Genomic DNA, 16,434 nt, shown 5'->3' on the forward strand with positions numbered 1-16,434 from the left:
GCGATGTGCGATTTCGCACATCGCGGCCGCGGGACATGATTTCGGCGCATCCGGGCTCCACCTTGATCAAGTGGCGAGATGCAGCATGTCACTACCCACAGGTTGTGCGGTAGGTCTCTGATTTCATTCGCACTTCGGCACCGATTGGCTGTGGACCGGCGCCTGCGGCAGCGCTCGCCGCCTTCCGGGGGCCACCGTTTGCGTTTACATTTCGTTCACCATGTCAATGGCCCCACGCGGCGCGCCCGAGGATCCCATGAAGGACGACCCCATCCGTCCGTTTCCCGCCTCCGGAGGCCAGGCCCAGGCGGCCGCCTCGCCGGCGGGCGGCGGCCTCGACCTGCGGGCGGCCGTCCGCAAGGCCAGGATCGAGGAAGCCGAGCGCTCGGGCGTGGCCGCCGAACTCCGCGGGGCCGAGATCGCCCGCCTGGAAATGCTCCAGGAGACGCTGCAGCCGGTGTTCGCCGACCTGCCGCGCGACGCCGAGCTCTTCGACGTCGGCCTCATCCCCGGGGAGAAGCCGAGGCTCTTCGTCGACATGGTCGCCTTCGTCGAGATGGCGAGGGACCGACGCACCTACAGGTTCATTCAGGAGACACGGTCCGGTCGGCTGCTGATCGCCGAGGGCGACAAGGCCGACGCGCTCGCCGAGGCCGTGACGGCCTATCTCGGCCGGCGTCTGGTGGAACGCGAGCGGGCCCTGGCCCAGGGCGAGGCCGCCGCCCCGGCGCCCGTGGCGCTCCCGGCCGAGCCCATCCCCGCTGCGCAGGCCGTCGAGGAGCCGCTCGTCGACCGTCGGCGCCGCTACTCGGGCTCCGACATGCTTTTCTCGGCGATCGTGGGCATGATGGCCGGCGCGGCCCTGATGCTGCTCGCGATGCTGTGGAAGGCCCGCGGGCTCGAGTTGCTGTCCGGCCTCAAGCTGCTGCCCTGACCGGCGGGGCGGCGCCCTCAGATGGGCAGGGCGCCGAGATCGCCGATGCTGCCGTCCGGCAGGAGCCCGCGGGTCCAGCCGGCGATGGTGGGCCCGTTCTCCGTCAGGTCGATGTCGAACACGTGGTAGCCGGCCCGGTGCGTGAGCGTGCCGCGGATCGCCGAGCAGGATGGCACGCCGACCACCGGGATCATCCCCTTGGGCCCGACGATGCGGTTGATCGATGTCACGTGGTTGTGCCCATGCAGGATCAACTCGGCGCCCGCGTGGCCGACGAGTTCCTCGAAGGCCGCGGAATCCGTCAGGCCGCGCCCGGCCTTGCTGCCGGACCGGTGCGGCGGATGATGGATGAGGATCACGCGCGCCAGCGGCTGCTGGGCCAGGAAGGTGAGGACCTGCAGCATCTTGCCGCGCTGCTCGCGCCCCAGCGTGCCCGAGGCCACGAAGGGGGCGGTCGGAACCGCCGACGACAGGCCCACCAGCGCGATCGGCCCGACGAGGCGCACATAGGGGAACCCCTCGTACCGGCCGCTGTCGGACGTCATCCATGGCGACAGATAGCGCTCCACGTCCTTCATCGACGTGCGCACATAGGCGTCATGGTTGCCCGGCACGAAGCTCACCTTGCCGGTGGGGCCCAGGCCCTCGAGAAAGCGACGCGCGCCCTCGAACTCTCCGTGCAGCCCGATATTGATGAGATCGCCGGTGCAGGCGATGTGGTCGGGCTTCTGCGCGTGCATGTCGGCGATCAGCCGGTCCATGAGCGACATGTCGTGGATGCGATCGCGACCGCGGCGCCAGTTCATGTAGCCCGTGAGCCGCTTGCCGGCGAGATCGCGGAGCTTCGGCTGGGGCAGGGGGCCGAGATGAGGATCGGAGATGTGGGCGAGACGAAACATTACGCCACCTCTCAACCGCTTGGCGCGCCTCGTCAAGCGCCACCGCATGCTATCAGGATCATGTGAAAGGCCGGACGGACCCCCGCGATGCAGGACAGCCCCAGACCCACCGCCCCGTCGCCGCTCATGCGGGCGCTTCATGTGTACTGGCGTTTCGCCCGCCCGATGACGCTCGGCGTGCGTGCCGCACTGCTCCACCCCGAGCGGGGCGTCTTCCTCGTCCGCCACACCTATGTCGGGGGCTGGCACATGCCGGGCGGCGGCGTGGAACCGGGGGAGAGCGTCCTGGCGTCGCTGCGCCGCGAGGTCGAGGAGGAGGGCAACATCGTCATCGAGGACGTCCCGTCCCTGCACGGCCTCTTCTTCAATGCCCGGGTGTCGCGCCGGGACCACGTGGCGGTCTATGTCAGCCGGCAGTTCACCCAGACCGCGCCGCGCATCCCCGACCGGGAAATCGCCGAATCGGGGTTCTTCCCGGTCGAGGACCTGCCGCCGGAGACCACGCCCGCCACACGCCGGCGCCTGGCGGAGATCGTCGCGGGCGCACCGCCCGCCGAGCACTGGTAGGCTAGCGGTCGGCAGACCGGTATGGACCCGGCCGGCGACCCATGATAGCGATCGCCTGCAATCGGCTGGAGAGAGCCATGATCACGCGCGTGGAGCGACGACGAGCCCGGTAACTGCGGTGTTCCGCAGGCTGCCCGCCGTCGCTCGGCTGTCGGGACGTCCCGTCCTGCGGCCTTCCACGCAACGCCGCTGCATGATCGCGCGGCGCGACCGATCCAGAGCCATGACCGATCTCTCCATCTCCCTCATCCACGAGACTGCCGCCGACGGCCCGGCCATCGACAAGCTGCACGAGCGCGCTTTCGGCCCCGGGCGCTTCGCCAGGACGGCCTACCGCCTGCGCGAGGGGATCCCCGCGGAGCCGTCGCTGTCCTTCACGGCGATGGTGGGCACCCTGCTCGTCGGGTCGATCCGCCTGACGCTGATCCGGATCGGCCCGGTCGACGGCCTGCTGCTCGGCCCCGTGACCGTGGAGCCCGCGTTCATGAACCGGGGCATCGGCATGGCGCTGATCCGCAAGTCGCTGGATGCCGCGCGGGCCGAAGGCCACAAGCTCGTGCTGCTGGTGGGCGACGAGCCCTATTACCGGCGCACCGGCTTCAAGCGCGTGCCCAACGGCCGGCTCGAGATGCCCGGCCCCGTGGATCCGGCCCGCCTGCTCGTGCTCGAACTGGTGGACGGAGCCTTCGAGGGGATCTCGGGACCCGTGCTGCCGAGGCTGGCCCGCTCAGCCGCGTGACGGCCGGCCGAGCCGCGCCTCGCCGAGCCACGAGACCAGCAGGCTCGCCGCCAGCAGGGCGAGACCGACGAACCCGAAGAAGATCGGGATCACGCCCACGCCGCGCACGACCGAGGAGTCGGTCGCGCGGACGGCGATGAACTCGGACCCCGAGAACCGCGATCCGCCCGAAAGCGCGATGATGCTCGGCACCTTCGGGGTCTCGTCGGGACGCTCCGCCACGCGGCGCACCGAGCCGCCGGTGGCCTCCGCCAGTGGCGTGAGGGCGGCCGTGGTCGACAGAACCTCCTGGTACTCGCGGGGATTGGGCGGGCCGACGCTGACGAAGGCCGTGAGCTTGCCGTCGGTGAGGCGGTAGAGGCCGGCCTCCTTCACCTCCACGGTCGTGCGCCACAGGCCCGGCGAGGCCGCCGTCAGGGTGGCCTGGAGGCTGGCGCCGCTCGGGCCCACGATCGCGACGGGAGCGGCCTCGTCCGCCAGGGTCTGGCGCTCGATGGTCACCACGTTTCCGCGGGAAGTCGCGCGCAGGGCTTCCTCCTCGAGATCGGGCTCCTTCATCAGCCAATGGCCGAGCCGGCGCAGCAGGTCCAGGTGCGGACCGCCGTTGCGGAAGTTGCGCGCCCACAGCCAGGCCTGGTCGGTCAGCATCAGCGCCACGCGGCCCTTGCCCTCGCGCGACAGGATCAGGAGGGGCTTGTCGTCGGGCCCCGACATGACCGAGGCGCCGGTCCGCACGTCGGCCGAGATCTGGCGCAGCCACTCGCCCCATTGCGGGCGCTCGCCCTCCGAGCCCGGCAGGGCGCGGGTGACGGGGTGCTTCTGCCCGGTCGGCGTGATCTGGGCCAGGAAGGCCCGCTCGATGATCTTGCCGTCCGGCTGGGCCGGCATCACGGCGCCCAGCGGCGTGCCGGCAAGGCCGGTGCGGCCGGCGAACTCGGGACCGGCGGCCACGAGCACCGCTCCGCCCTCGCGCACGTACCGCACGATGTTGGAGAAATAGACGGAGGGCAGGATCGACTGGTTCGAATACCGGTCGAAGATGATCAGGTCGAACTCCGCGATCTTGGTCTCGAACAGCTCGCGCGTCGGGAAGGCGATCAGCGACAGCTCGTTGATCGGCGTGCCGTCCTGCTTCTCCGGCGGGCGCAGGATGGTAAAGTGGACGAGATCGACGTTGGCGTCCGACTTCAGGATGTTGCGCCAGGTCCGTTCGCCGGCGTGCGGCTGGCCGGACACCAGAAGGACGCGCAGCTTCTCGCGGATGCCCTCGATCGGCACCACGGCCTTGTTGTTGTAGGCGGTGAGTTCGCCGGCCGCCTCGTCCGCCTCGATCTCGATGACGTTCGTGCCGCCGTGGTCGATGCGCACCGGCAGGCGCATGACCTCGCCTGGAACGGCGCGCCGCTCCAGGAGGACCTGGCCGTCGCGGCGCAGCACGACGCGGACGGGCTCGGTGCGACCTGGGTCGTCGACGCGCACGCGGATCTGCGTCTCCTTGCCCACGATGCCGAAGCGCGGCGTGTCGAGAAGCGCGATGCGGCGATCCCGTTCGGCCGTGTGGCCGGTGACGAGCGCGTGCACCGGTGCCTTGAAGCCCAGCGAACCGGCCGCCTCGGGAATGTCGTGGACCACGCCGTCGGTGATCATGATCGCGCCGGCCACGCGGTCCGGCGGAACGTCGGAGAGGCCCGACTGCAGCGCCGAGAACAACCGCGTCCCGTCCGCGCCGCCGCCCGCCTCCGAAACCTCCAGCACACGGGTTTCGACGTCGGGCAGCGCTGCCAGGCGCTTGCCCACGGCCTCGGCCACCGCCGTCGTCTGGGCCGCGCGCTTGTCGAGAGCCTGCGAGGCCGAGCGGTCGACGACCACGGCCACGATGTCCTTCAGCTTCTCGCGCTCCTCGCGCACCACGGACGGATTGAACAGGGCCGCGATGAACAGCGCGATGGCGATGGCGCGCAGGACCGACCCGTTCTGTCGAACGAGGATGCCCAGAGCCGCAACCACGACCGCCGCGAGCGACAGCGCGATCAGCAACGGCAGCGGCAGAAGGGGCGACCAGTCGATCGAGGTCATGTCATGGTCCTGCGATTCACTGGCCCAGGCGCTCGAGCAGGGCAGGGACGTGCACCTGGTCGGCCTTGTAGTTCCCGGTCAGGGCGTACATCACGATGTTCACGCCGGCCCTGAACGACATTTCCCGTTGCCGCGGCGAGCCTGGATTGAGCGGGTAGAGCGGCTCGCCACGCCGGCCCGTGGCCCAGGCCGTGGCGAGGTCGTTGGACGTGATGATGATCGGCGACACACCGTCGCCGGCCCGTGCCGGCCGATCCGCATCGTCGCCGCCGCGCGGGATGGCCTCGATCCAGGTCTGCCCGTCGGCGTAGCGGCCGGGGAAGTTGTCGATGAGGTAGAAGGCCTTGGTGATCACATGGTCGCGCGGCACGGGCTCCAGCTCGGGCACGGCGATCCCGGCCAGGATCTGCCGCAGCAGCCGTGTCTCCGGAGTGGGCGGCCCACCCGGCCGGGCGTTGATGGCGTCGCGCGTGTCGAACACGACCGTGCCGCCGTTCTTCATGAAGTCGTCGAGCTTGCGGATCGCCGCTTCGCCCGGCACGGGCCGGCCCGACACGATGGGCCAGTAGATGAGCGGGTAGACCGACAACTCGTCACGGGCCGGGTCGACGCCGGCCGGCTCGCCGGGATCGAGCGCGGTGCGCGCGGCGAGGTAGGAGCCCAGTCCGGCGAGGCCCGCCCTGCTGATCTCGTCGACGGCGGCATCGCCCGACAGCACGTAGGCGAAGCGGGTGGTGAGCGCCGCCTCGGTCTGCTTCGGGCTGACCGGTGTCGCGGGCGGCGGGGCCTTCGGTGGCTGGGCCGCCTGTTGCGCGGCGGCCGGGGCCGGCTGCAGGGCGAGCGCGGCGACGAGCCCGCCGACCGCGAGCAGCACCGCAGCGGCGGCCGCGCGGCGCCGGACGAAGCTCAGCCGGCCCGACAGCCAGAGCACCGCCAGGGCATCGAGCGTGAAGCCGAACAACGCCAGGGCGATCAGCCACGGCCGCACGTCGAAGGTGGCCTCGCGCTTGATCCCGTCGATCCGGGCGCCGAGCGGCGCGAAGTCCACGGGCACGAGCGTCGCCGTCGCGCCCAGCACGTTCACGGCGAGCGGCGCATCGTTCTGGCCGTAGAAGCCCGGCGGATGATCGGCGCTCCCCACGAGGTCCCCGCCGACGGCGATCGGGCGGGCGGTGGCCGGCGGCGGCACGAAGGCGCCAAAACCGTCCAGCACCCGCAGCGGAGCGGCGAAGACCGGCGCGCCGCCGGCCGTTCCCGCCTTCGCCTGCGCCTCGCCCGTGCCCGCCAGGGCCACGATGCGCCGGAGCATGTCGACGAAGAGGCCCGACAGGGGCAGGTTCGACCAGGTGGTGTCGGCGGTGACGTGCACGAGGATGACGAGGCCCTGGCCCCGGCGCTCGGCGGTGATGATGGGCGTGCCGTCGGCCAGCGCGGCCCAGGTCTTGCGGCCGAGCTCGGCATCGGGCTCCGCCAGAAGCTGGCGGGAGATTCCAACGTCCTTGGGAAGGCCCAGGCCGTAGAAGGGACTGGCGCGGTCGAACGGCGCCAGCGTTCGCGGGTTTTCCCACGACAACGCGCCACCCAGCGCGCGCCCGCCGCGCCGCAGCTTCACCGGTACCAGCTCGTCGTTGGCGGCGGCCGCGAGGCGCGAGCCCGCGAAGCGCAGGAGGACGCCGCCATTGTCGACGAACTGCGCCAGCCTGGTCTTCAGGTCCGGCTGCAGCGCGCCGATGTCGGCGAGCACCATCATCGGCACCTTCTCGTCCAGCAAGGTGCGGATGGCCTCGGCCGGCCCGACGCGCGGCTCCCGCACGTCCGCGAAGGGCGTCAGGGCCTTGGCCACGTAGTAAGTCGGCGACAGGAGCGGTTGCGCGGTGTCGGCCGTCGCGCCGGAGACGAGCCCGACGCGGCGGCGGCGGCTCGATTCGTCGATGAGCGCGACCCCGCCCGCCGTGCGCTCGTCGGCGACGTCGAGGCGGGCGATCTCGTTGCGCAGGTCGACGGGGAGTTTCACCACGGCTGTCGTCTCGTTGGCGTCGGCCGCGAAGCTGTAGGGCGCCTCCACCAGGGGCAGTCCCCGCCTGTCCGAGGCACGGACGATGCCCGTGTCGCGGCCGTTGGGGCCGGCTCGGAGCACCCGCACCGAAAGCCCCGCCGCCGTGTTGTCCACGCCGGCCAGGCCGACCGGGCGACGGATGGAATCGGCCAGCACCGTCACGCGGTGGTCGCCCAGGGCCTGCTTGAGGGCGGGCACGAAGCCCGAGGTGGCATCCACCGCGACCCCGTCGCTGATCCAGACCAGCTCGGCGCCCTTCTCACGGTCGAGGAAACGCTGCAGCGGCAGCAGCAGCGCCATGCGGTCGGGCGTGTGCGAAGCCGGGCGCAGGGCGCGCAGCTTCTCCAGGGCAGCGCCGGCATCGGCCATGGCCACGTCCACGACGGCGCTGCCGGTCGGCACCACCGCGACGGGCCTCCCGGCCCGGGCGGCGCCGCGCACGAGATCCTCGGCGGCGGCCATGCGGTCGGCCCAGTCGGGCGCGGCGGCCCAGCCGTTGTCGACGAGGAGAACGATCGGTCCCGAACTCGCCGAGGCGTCGCGGGCGGGGTTCCAGACCGGGCCGGCCATCGCCAGGATCACCAGGCCCGCCACGAGCAGTCGCAGGAGCAGCAGCCACCACGGGGTGCGCTGCGGCGTTTCCTGCTTCGGCATCAGGTCGAGGATGAGCTGCAGGGGCGGGAAGTCGATCCGCCGCGGCTGCGGCGGCGTCACCCTGAGCAGCAGCCAGAGCGCCGGCAGCGTGACCAGGGCGAGCAGGACGGCCGGCGTCGTGAAGGCCAGGGGAAGTGTCTCGAACACTTGCTCTATCCTCCTGCCACGCGCGACAGACCGTTGCCCGCGCCCTGGCCGGCGATTCGGTTGGCCAGCGACAGCAACGCCTCGGACGCGGGACGATCGGTCCGGTGAATCGCGAAGCTCCAGCCGCGGCGCATGCAGGCGTCCCGGACGGCGGCCCGGTGGCTGGCGATGCGCTCCAGATACTGCGACCGGAAGGATGCCGCATCGCCGACGCGCAGGGTCGAGGGCCCTTCCAGATCCGCGAGGACCGCCTGGCCCTCGAACGGGAAGGTTTCCTCGACCGGATCGGCGATCATCAGCACGTGCCCCCGCGCCCCGCGTCCCGAGATGCGCTCGATCGTCTCCCGGATGCGGGGAGCCGGCGTCAGGAAGTCGCCGATCAGCACGGCCTCGGTCAGGGGAGCCAGGGGCAGGGCCGGTGGCAGGTCGGCGGCGGTCTTGTCCGCCGCGAGTGCCTCGGCCAGCCGGTCGACGATGCCGCGCGAGGCCACCGGATTTGTCAGCCCGAGATGCCCGACCCGTTCGCCGCCGCGCACGAGCACGTCGGCCAGCGCCAGGCCCAGCACCACGGCGCGCTCGACCTTCGGTGCCTGCGCGAGCGACGACGCATAGGCCATCGAGGCGGAGCGGTCCGTCCAGAGCCACACCGTGTGGGCGGCCTCCCACTCCTTCTCGCGCACGTAGTAGTGGTCGTCGCGCGCCGAGCGCCGCCAGTCCACGCGGTTCGCGGGTTCGCCCGAGGTGAAGTGGCGGAACTGCCAGAAGGCCTCGCCGGTCCCGGCCTGGCGACGGCCATGGATGCCGTGCGCGGCCGTGGCGGCGATGCGCCGCGCCTCGATGACGATGCGTGGAAGGCGCCGGGCGAGATCGAGCGCGTCGGTCGCCTGGCGGGGCCCTGCCGTCCGCTGCGTCTCGTCGAGGACCCGCACCTTGAGCATCGAGCGGGTCCTCAGCCGATCTTCGAGACGAGGCGCCGGATGATGGCGGAGACGGTCTCGCCCTCGGCCCGGGCCGCGAAGGTCAGCGCGATGCGGTGCTTGAGCACGGGCTCCGCGAGGGCGGCGACGTCGTCCAGCGAGGGCGCCAGGCGGCCCTGGATCAGGGCCCGGGCCCGCACGGCGAGCATCAGGGACTGACCGGCTCGCGGCCCCGGTCCCCACGCCAGCAGGTCGGCGATGGACGGGTCGCCGTCGCCCGGCCGCGCCGAGCGCACGAGATTGAGGATGGCGTCGACGACGCTCTCGCCGACCGGCAGCCGGCGCATCAGGCGCTGCGCCGCCATCAGCTCGTCCGAGGTCATGGCCGCCTTGGCGGTCGCGGTGGTCTCGGACGTCGTCTCCAGGAGGATCCGCCGCTCGGTCGCCGCATCGGGGTAGCCGACGTCGATCTGCATGACGAAGCGGTCGAGCTGGGCTTCGGGGAGCGGATAGGTCCCTTCCTGCTCGATCGGGTTCTGCGTGGCGAGCACGTGGAACGGCCGGGGCAGGTCGTGCCGCTCGCCGGCGACGGTGACGTGGTACTCCTGCATCGCCTGCAGCAGGGCGGACTGGGTGCGGGGGCTGGCGCGGTTGATTTCGTCGGCCATCAGAAGCTGGGCGAAGATCGGGCCCTTGATGAACCGGAAGGACCGGCGGCCGCCGGCCGCCTCCTCGAGCACCTCGGATCCGAGGATGTCGGACGGCATCAGGTCCGGCGTGAACTGGATGCGCCGCGTCTCGAGGCCGAGCACCGTCCCCATGGTGTCGACGAGCTTCGTCTTGGCGAGGCCGGGGACGCCGACCACCAGGCCATGGCCGCCGGCCAGGATGGTGATGAGGGCGTTCTCGACGACCTGCGACTGGCCGAAGACCACCGTCGCGATGGCTTCCCGCGCGCGGCCGATCTGTTCGACCGCCGCTTCGGCCGATCGCACGATCATGGCGTCGAGGCTGGCTGCAGTGGCGGTCTCGCTCATCGAACCCTCGTTTTCTGTGCGCCGCCTCGCCATCGCCGCGGCGGCCGCCTCGTCACATCGCCGTGGTTCCGCGCCTGGAACCCCCGCGGGAAACACGACCCGCGGTCTTCGAGTGTCGCCCGCCCCGGGTGACCCCGGCAAGGGGCGCTTCCGCGCAGCCCATACCCCTGCGCACACGATTTCGTGGGGCCTTCGCCCCGATCACGGCAAACCGGTCCCAGCCGTCGCGGACCCGTCATGATTGTCGGGTGGCATGCCTCACTCGGCAAGGTCTCGTCGCGATGGGGCGAAACAGTGGCGGTCAATCGGCGCTCGGAAGTCGGCGGATCGTGAACTCGATCCGGCCGTCGTCGAGCTCACGCCACCATTCGATCTCGGTCATGTAGGCGGCCTTCGGAAACCGCGAGAATGCTTCTCGCGCCTTCTCCCGTGCCTGCTCCCGCGGCAGCGTGAAGGTCTCGCGCTCCCAAGCTCCGCCTTCGCCGCGGCGGCCCTCGGCGCGGCGTTCGCCGCTCCGGCGGGCGAGCCGGCGTGCCACATCCGCGGGACGAGGGGGCTCTCGGGTCATCTCACGCATCTCTCGCCGCCTGCACGCCCGGCGGCCCGGCAGCCCGGCAGCGTCGCACTTCGTCACGGGCGAGTCGAGGGCGGCTCCTCCCCGGCCCGGCGTTCCAGGATGTCGTCGAGAATCTCGTTCTGCCGGACCGCGTCATCGGGAAAGCCCTCGTCCCGCCATGCCGCCTCCGCCGCAGCAAGAATCGCGCCCATCCCGGGGCCCGGCGGGACGCCGCGTGCGATCAGGTGCGCGCCCGACCACGGGCTTCTGGGGCGCGGGGCATCCAGCCCGGGCGCCACGGCCGCGAGGCTCTGCGCCACGTCGAGCCCATCGGCGACCATCGCGACGCAGAGCGCGTTCCGCGCCTCGGCGCTCCCCAACTCGTGAACGAGCCGGCGGGCGCCCGGCACGTCCAGTGCCGCGGCCCGCCCGTGCAGCCGGTCGATGAGAAGCCCGGCCTGCTCCAGGGCCTGGGCTTCGGCGCCCGAGAGGCGGAGCCGGTCGCGCAGCCGCTGCACGTCGTGCGACCCGTGCAGGGCGAGCGCCGCGAGCCGCGCGATCGGCGTGGCGGCGGGACAGCCCGCGAGCAGCCGCGCGAAGGGAGCGAGCCGCGCGACCCCGCCAAGCACCTGCTGGGCAAAGCCCGCTTCCGCCACCGCCGGCACCACCTCGGCGGCGCGCCGGGCGGCCAGCAGCTTCAGCCACTCCGCCCGGATACGCTCCGCGGACAGGCGCTCGAGTCCGCCCCGCAGGGCCACGGCCGCATCGCGCGCCTGCGGATCGAGCGGGCCTTCTCCGTACTCGGCGTGGAAGCGGAACAGGCGGAGGATGCGCAGATAGTCCTCCCGGATCCGGGTGCGCGCATCGCCGATGAACCGAACCCTGCGGGCATGCAGGTCCGGCAGCCCGCCCACGGGGTCGAGCACGGCGCCGTCGGCACGGGCGTAGAGCGCGTTCATCGTGAAGTCGCGGCGCTGGGCGTCCTCGCCGATGTCCCGGCTGAAGCTCACCGTGGCGCGGCGGCCGTAGGTCTCGACGTCCCGGCGCAGGGTCGTCACCTCGAACGGACGGTGGTCGATCAGCACCGTCACTGTGCCATGCTCGATGCCGGTCGGGATCGAGCGCAGGCCGGCCGCCTGCGCCTTCGCGACGACGATGGGAGGCTCCGCGGTGGTCGCGATGTCGATGTCGCCCGGCTGGAGCCCGAGGAGCGCGTTGCGCACCGCCCCACCCACGACATAGGCGGCATCCCCTTCCGACGACAGCAGGTCGAGGATGCGCGCCACTGCGGGATCGTCGGCGAACGAGCCCGGCGGCAGGTGGGCGGCGACGGCGTTCATTCGAGGCGGCCTGGAACGAAGGTCCCGTTTTCCATGTGCGCCGGAACGTAGGCTCCCTTGCCTCGCGGCGCGGTGAAGCCCGTCCAGGCCAGCCAGCCGATGGCGAGCGCCAGGCCGCCGATCACGAGCCACGGCACCTGGCCGTCCCAGTGGGCGCGCCGCAGCGGCGAGCGACGCATGACCGTCAGCCAGAGCGCGAAGAGCGCGAAAGGCAGCAGGAAGAGGAGAAGCTCCTCGAGAAAAGCGCGGTTCATGCCGCGTATAGCCTTTGGTACATGGCCCGCACGATACCCGCGGTGACACCCCAGATATAGTGATCGCCATAAGGCATCGTATAGAAGCGTCGCTCCATGCCCTTCCATTCGCGCGAGCCCATCACGTGGTTGGCGGGCGTCATCAGGAAGGCCAGCGGCACCTCGAAGGCGAGTTCGACCTCGTCCCGGTTGATCGTCAGGTCGAAGCCGGGCTCGACGATCGAGAGCACCGGCAGGATGTCGAACCCGGTCGTGGTGAGATACGGGTCGAGATAGCCGAGCGGACGGACGAAACGCCTGTCCAGGCCGATTTCCTCCTCCGCCTCGCGCAACGCCGCCGCCATGGGGCTTGAGTCCTCCGCGTCGACCTTTCCGCCGGGAAAGGCGACCTGCCCGGAGTGCTGCCGCAGGTGCGAGGCGCGCCGCGTCAGGAGCACCGTGGCCTCCTCCGGGCGCGCCACCACCGGCACCAGCACGGCGGCCAGCCGGCGGCCCGGGATCATCTCGGGCTGGATGTCCGGATTGAGGTGGTGATCCCCATGCAGTTGCTTGCCGGGAGCCAGGTCGGGAACGGCCAGCGACAGGCGGTCCAGGGCGCGTGCCGCCAGCGCTTCCGGCGAAAACGAATAATCGACGACGCCGCTCACGCCAGCCCCTCGATCTCGGCCGCATCCGCCATCGGGAAGAAGGTGCCGCCCGAGGCGATGCCGAACCGGCGGCCCTCCGGCGTGTCCTGCTCCTCGCCGAGCTCCACGAGGTCGTAGAAGACGGCCCGGTTCACCCGCGCCCAGAGGTCCCCGCGCACCAGGACATAGGGGCGGAGGCCCTCTGTCGGCTCGCGCTCGAAACGCAGAGGATGCTTTTCGTTGACGACGGTCCAGTCGTCCACGTTGGTCCGGAAGCGGATCACGCGCGAGGCGCCCTCGCCCTCGATCGCCATCTCGACCGCGACGAAGGGCACGTCCTCGACGACGATGCCGACGCGCTCAACCGGCGTCACCAGCACGTAGCGCTCGGGGTCCTTGCGCAGGATGGTCGAGAACAGCCGCACGAGGGCCGGGCGGCCGATCGGCGTGCCGTTGTAGAACCAGGTCCCGTCCGCCGCGATCCGCATGTCGATCTCGCCGCAATAGGCGGGATTCCAGAGATGGACAGGAGGCAGCCCCTTCCCGCCGGCACCGCGGGCCGCAGTGGTCAGGGCATCGAGCGAAGGCGAGGCGGGAGTCTTTCCGGCGGACATGCGAGGGAAGATAGGTGCTCTTGGTCGGGTTGGCGAGGAACGCCACGCGCAGGACGGCGCGCCGCTCGACAAGGCAGCTTTCACGCCTGAATCTTGACGTCCGTCTTGTCGAAGTCGGCGCCCTTGAAGAGCAAGGGTTCATCGAAGTCTATTGCCAGGGCGTAAGCGAAGCAGTCGCCGTAATTGAGCCCGGCGGGATGCCCGCTGCCTTTGCCAAAGTCGCGATAGGCGGATCTCGCGATCCTCGCTTGAGCAGCGGTCATGGGCTCGATGACGATGCCGGCCGCCCTGATCAGCTCATCCATGCGACGGCTGATGATGGGCTGCTTCGTGCCGTCGACGACGATCCCGAGTTCGACGTAACTTGCGGCCGACAGTCTCTTGGGCAGACCCGGCCGAGCGAGCGCCGCGGCAAAGCGATGCGCGTCCTCCTCCCCACGCAGGATCGCGACCAGCGCGGACGTGTCGAGGATCATTTCGGACGTCCGAGTTCGTCGTAAAGCAGATCCCCGTGCTCGATGTGGAGCTGGTCTTTCGGCCACCGCGCCGCTGCATCCCTGCCGATGGCCAGCAACTCCTCCGCGGTGGGCCGTCTCAGGCGCTCCAGTTTTTCCCTGAGCGACGACGCGATGGCACCCGTCAAGCTTTCGCCTGTCAGAGCGGCGACTTCGTGCGCCAGCCGCTCCGTCTCTGCGTTCTTGATGTTCAGTGCCATGGATTACACCTCCAACGTCTACCATTCTACCATAATGGCTTGCGTGTGCGAAGTAGGCCGGCGGGCGACCCTACGGCCAGCGCACCCGAGGCGGCATGGACGACAGGATGCTCTCGACGTTGCCGCCGGTCTTCAGCCCGAAGATCGTGCCGCGATCGAACAGCAGGTTGAACTCGACGTAGCGACCGCGACGCACGAGCTGTTCCTCGCGGTCCGCGGCGCTCCAGGCCGTTCCGACATTGCGCCGCACGATCTCCGGATAGGCACGGTCGAAGGCGAGGCCCACGTCCCTGGTGAAGGCGAGGTCGGCCGCCCAGTCGCCGCTGTCGTGGTAGTCGTAGAAGATGCCGCCGATGCCGCGCGGCTCGTTCCGGTGCTTGAGATGGAAGTACTCGTCGCACCAGGCCTTGTAGCGGGGGTAGGGCGCGATCGCCGCATGGGCGTCGCAGGCACCCTGCAGGGCGGCGTGGAACAGGAGCGTGTCCGGGTGATCCTGGACCCGGCGCCGGTCGAGCACGGGCGTCAGGTCCGCGCCGCCGCCGAACCAGGCCTTCGTCGTGACCACGAAGCGCGTGTTCATGTGCACCGTGGGCACGAAGGGGTTCCAGGGGTGGGCGATGAGCGAGATGCCCGACGCCCAGAACCGCGGATCCTCGGCCGACCCGGGGATCTGGCCGCGGAACTCGGGCGAGAACTCGCCATAGACGGTGGAGATGTGCACGCCCACCTTCTCGAAGACGCGGCCGTGCATGATCGACATCTCGCCGCCGCCGCCCGGCTGGCCCGAATGGTCGGTGCGCGTCCACGGCTTGCGCACGAAGCGGCCGGCCCGGCCCGAGTCGGCCTCGGCATCGAAGGGCCCCTGGGCCTCGTCCTCGATGGCCTCGAGGCTGGCGCAGATGCGGTCGCGCAGGCTGCGGAACCACGCCGTCGCCTCCGCCTTGCGGTCGTCGAGCACGCCCGGCGCGGGAAGAGGGGAGGGCGTGGTGAACGGCGAGTAAGGATGGGCGGTCATGGTCTTTGCTCCTGTTCCGCCAGCTTCTGCAATGCGCCCGTCTGGCGCAAGGCCTCCCCGAGCAGCATGGCGGCGGCCACCGCGACGTTGAGGGATCGCAGGCCCCGGCGCATCGGCACGAAGACCCGCGCATCGGCCGCCTGGTGGACGTCCTCGGGCACGCCGGCCGATTCGCGTCCGAGAAGAAGCACGTCGTGCTCCTGGAAGGCGAACGCAGTGTGGGCGACGGCGCCGCGCGTCGTGGCCAGGACGAGCCGGCGCCCCTCCAGCGCCTCGCCCGGCTGGAATGCGGCACGAAAGCGCATCCAGGAGATGTGGCGCACGATGTCCACCTGGTCGAGATAGTCCATGCCGGCCCGCCGGAAGGCGCGGTCCGACACCGGAAACCCGGCAGGCTCGATGATGTCCGCGGCGACGCCGAGGCAGGCGCAGAGCCTCAGCATGGTGCCCGTGTTTTGCGGAATGTCGGGCTGGTAGAGGGCGAGGCGCACCGTTTCCGGCTCCCGGGCGGCGGGATTGGGGGGAATTCACTGGTCAGAAGCCTCTGATCAGCGTTGAGAACTATAGACAAGGCGTACCGCGCATGCGAAACACCGCGCCGCGCGGCGACGCCCGGTCGCATTGCGGACGCATGCCTTTGCGGCGCAGAAGCATGCAGCCATCAAGACCGGGATGCCGACCGATCGGATCGAGCGTCAGACACCGCAGGGCGGGTCTGGGGCGTAGTTGCGAGGATGACGACCGTGGCGACGACAGTGGCCGAACCGACCCGCAGGGACTTTCTCTTCATTGCGACGGGTGCCGTGGGCGCCGTGGGTGTCGCGTCCGCGATCTGGCCGTTCATCAGCCAGATGGCCCCCGACGCCGCGACCGTCGCGGCCGGCGCGCCGGTCGATTTCGACCTCGGCCCGATCGCCGAGGGGCAGATCGTGAAGCTGTTCTGGCGTGGCAAGCTGATCTTCGTCCGTCACCGCACGGCCGAAGAGATCAAGACCGCCGAGAACACGCCCCTGAGCGACCTGAAGGACCCCGAGGCCGACTCGGCGCGCGTCCAGAAGGGCCATGCCCAGTGGCTCGTCGTGTACGGCAACTGCACGCACCTCGGTTGCGTGCCGCTCGGCAACGAGGGCCCCTATCACGGCTGGGCTTGCCCCTGCCACGGCTCGATCTTCGACACGTCCGGACGCATCCGTCAGGGGCCGGCGCCGACGAACCTGCCGATCCCGCCTTACGCCTTCCTTTCCGACACCAAGATCCAGATCGGTTGAGCCGCAGTCGCCTCACGCTG

Annotated in this window: 18 protein-coding genes; 4 read left to right on the forward strand and 14 right to left on the reverse strand. The window is 70.8% G+C overall.

All coding sequences use genetic code 11. The annotated features are described in order from the left end of the window. Window positions 1-256 precede the first annotated feature (256 nt). A complete protein-coding gene (locus tag Q0Q47_RS10665; protein ID WP_293858653.1) occupies window positions 257-934 on the forward strand; it encodes a hypothetical protein in 678 nt (225 codons plus the stop codon). A gap of 17 nt (window positions 935-951) precedes the next feature. Here the strand turns inward: Q0Q47_RS10665 and Q0Q47_RS10670 are convergent, their stop codons facing one another. Then, a complete protein-coding gene (locus tag Q0Q47_RS10670; RefSeq protein WP_293858656.1) occupies window positions 952-1,833 on the reverse strand; it encodes a metallophosphoesterase in 882 nt (293 codons plus the stop codon). Window positions 1,834-1,920: 87 nt separating this feature from the next. Here Q0Q47_RS10670 and Q0Q47_RS10675 point away from each other — a divergent pair, with 87 nt between their 5' ends. Beyond that, on the forward strand, window positions 1,921-2,400 hold the full coding sequence (locus Q0Q47_RS10675) for an NUDIX domain-containing protein (RefSeq protein WP_293858659.1): 480 nt from the start codon (window positions 1,921-1,923) through the stop codon (window positions 2,398-2,400). Between the two features lie 223 nt (window positions 2,401-2,623). After that, window positions 2,624-3,139 (forward strand): GNAT family N-acetyltransferase, encoded by a 516-nt coding sequence (locus Q0Q47_RS10680; protein ID WP_293858662.1) that lies wholly within the window; start codon window positions 2,624-2,626, stop codon window positions 3,137-3,139. Here Q0Q47_RS10680 and Q0Q47_RS10685 read toward each other — a convergent pair. The 13 genes from Q0Q47_RS10685 to Q0Q47_RS10745 form a co-directional block, all read right to left on the reverse strand. Then, window positions 3,128-5,215 carry a hypothetical protein gene (locus Q0Q47_RS10685; RefSeq protein ID WP_293858665.1) on the reverse strand — a complete coding sequence of 696 codons (2,088 nt, stop codon included), beginning with the start codon at window positions 5,213-5,215 and terminating at the stop codon, window positions 3,128-3,130. The two genes, Q0Q47_RS10680 and Q0Q47_RS10685, sit on opposite strands and share 12 nt — an antisense overlap. 16 nt (window positions 5,216-5,231) lie before the next feature. After that, window positions 5,232-8,072 carry a DUF4159 domain-containing protein gene (locus Q0Q47_RS10690; RefSeq protein WP_293858668.1) on the reverse strand — a complete coding sequence of 947 codons (2,841 nt, stop codon included), beginning with the start codon at window positions 8,070-8,072 and terminating at the stop codon, window positions 5,232-5,234. A 5-nt stretch (window positions 8,073-8,077) separates the two neighbouring features. Then, window positions 8,078-9,010: a DUF58 domain-containing protein gene (locus Q0Q47_RS10695; RefSeq protein ID WP_293858671.1), complete on the reverse strand. Its 933-nt coding sequence runs from the start codon at window positions 9,008-9,010 to the stop codon at window positions 8,078-8,080. A gap of 11 nt (window positions 9,011-9,021) precedes the next feature. Next, the gene (locus tag Q0Q47_RS10700) at window positions 9,022-10,026 is read right to left on the reverse strand and encodes a MoxR family ATPase (RefSeq protein WP_293858674.1); all 1,005 of its coding nucleotides are present in this window, start codon (window positions 10,024-10,026) and stop codon (window positions 9,022-9,024) included. 301 nt (window positions 10,027-10,327) lie between these two features. After that, window positions 10,328-10,594, reverse strand: coding sequence for a hypothetical protein (locus Q0Q47_RS10705; protein WP_293858677.1), 267 nt, complete (start codon window positions 10,592-10,594; stop codon window positions 10,328-10,330). A 62-nt stretch (window positions 10,595-10,656) separates the two neighbouring features. Then, window positions 10,657-11,922 (reverse strand): CCA tRNA nucleotidyltransferase, encoded by a 1,266-nt coding sequence (locus Q0Q47_RS10710; RefSeq protein WP_293858680.1) that lies wholly within the window; start codon window positions 11,920-11,922, stop codon window positions 10,657-10,659. Further along, complete coding sequence (locus tag Q0Q47_RS10715) at window positions 11,919-12,176, reverse strand: DUF6111 family protein (protein WP_293858683.1); 258 nt, start codon at window positions 12,174-12,176, stop codon at window positions 11,919-11,921. The genes Q0Q47_RS10710 and Q0Q47_RS10715 overlap by 4 nt, the downstream gene beginning before the upstream one ends. Then, entirely contained in the window at window positions 12,173-12,823 is a 651-nt protein-coding gene (locus tag Q0Q47_RS10720; RefSeq protein WP_293858686.1) for a CoA pyrophosphatase, read from the reverse strand. The genes Q0Q47_RS10715 and Q0Q47_RS10720 overlap by 4 nt, the downstream gene beginning before the upstream one ends. After that, window positions 12,820-13,416, reverse strand: a complete 597-nt coding sequence (locus tag Q0Q47_RS10725) for a DUF1285 domain-containing protein (RefSeq protein WP_293858689.1) — start codon at window positions 13,414-13,416, stop codon at window positions 12,820-12,822. Before Q0Q47_RS10725 ends, Q0Q47_RS10720 begins: the two co-directional genes overlap by 4 nt. Before the next feature lie 80 nt (window positions 13,417-13,496). Further along, window positions 13,497-13,892, reverse strand: a complete 396-nt coding sequence (locus tag Q0Q47_RS10730; RefSeq protein WP_293858692.1) for a type II toxin-antitoxin system VapC family toxin — start codon at window positions 13,890-13,892, stop codon at window positions 13,497-13,499. Beyond that, the gene (locus Q0Q47_RS10735; protein WP_293858695.1) at window positions 13,889-14,131 is read right to left on the reverse strand and encodes a type II toxin-antitoxin system VapB family antitoxin; all 243 of its coding nucleotides are present in this window, start codon (window positions 14,129-14,131) and stop codon (window positions 13,889-13,891) included. The genes Q0Q47_RS10730 and Q0Q47_RS10735 overlap by 4 nt, the downstream gene beginning before the upstream one ends. A 70-nt stretch (window positions 14,132-14,201) precedes the next feature. Beyond that, a complete protein-coding gene (gene hemF, locus Q0Q47_RS10740; protein ID WP_293858698.1) occupies window positions 14,202-15,146 on the reverse strand; it encodes an oxygen-dependent coproporphyrinogen oxidase in 945 nt (314 codons plus the stop codon). Next, window positions 15,143-15,637 carry a tRNA (cytidine(34)-2'-O)-methyltransferase gene (locus Q0Q47_RS10745; protein ID WP_293858701.1) on the reverse strand — a complete coding sequence of 165 codons (495 nt, stop codon included), beginning with the start codon at window positions 15,635-15,637 and terminating at the stop codon, window positions 15,143-15,145. The genes hemF and Q0Q47_RS10745 overlap by 4 nt, the downstream gene beginning before the upstream one ends. Window positions 15,638-15,880: 243 nt before the next feature. Here Q0Q47_RS10745 and petA point away from each other — a divergent pair, with 243 nt between their 5' ends. Next, window positions 15,881-16,414 (forward strand): ubiquinol-cytochrome c reductase iron-sulfur subunit, encoded by a 534-nt coding sequence (gene petA, locus Q0Q47_RS10750; protein WP_293858704.1) that lies wholly within the window; start codon window positions 15,881-15,883, stop codon window positions 16,412-16,414. Window positions 16,415-16,434: the final 20 nt, after the last annotated feature.

Origin of the sequence: uncultured Alsobacter sp., assembly GCF_945952055.1 — a bacterium.
Classification (GTDB): domain Bacteria; phylum Pseudomonadota; class Alphaproteobacteria; order Rhizobiales; family Beijerinckiaceae; genus Alsobacter.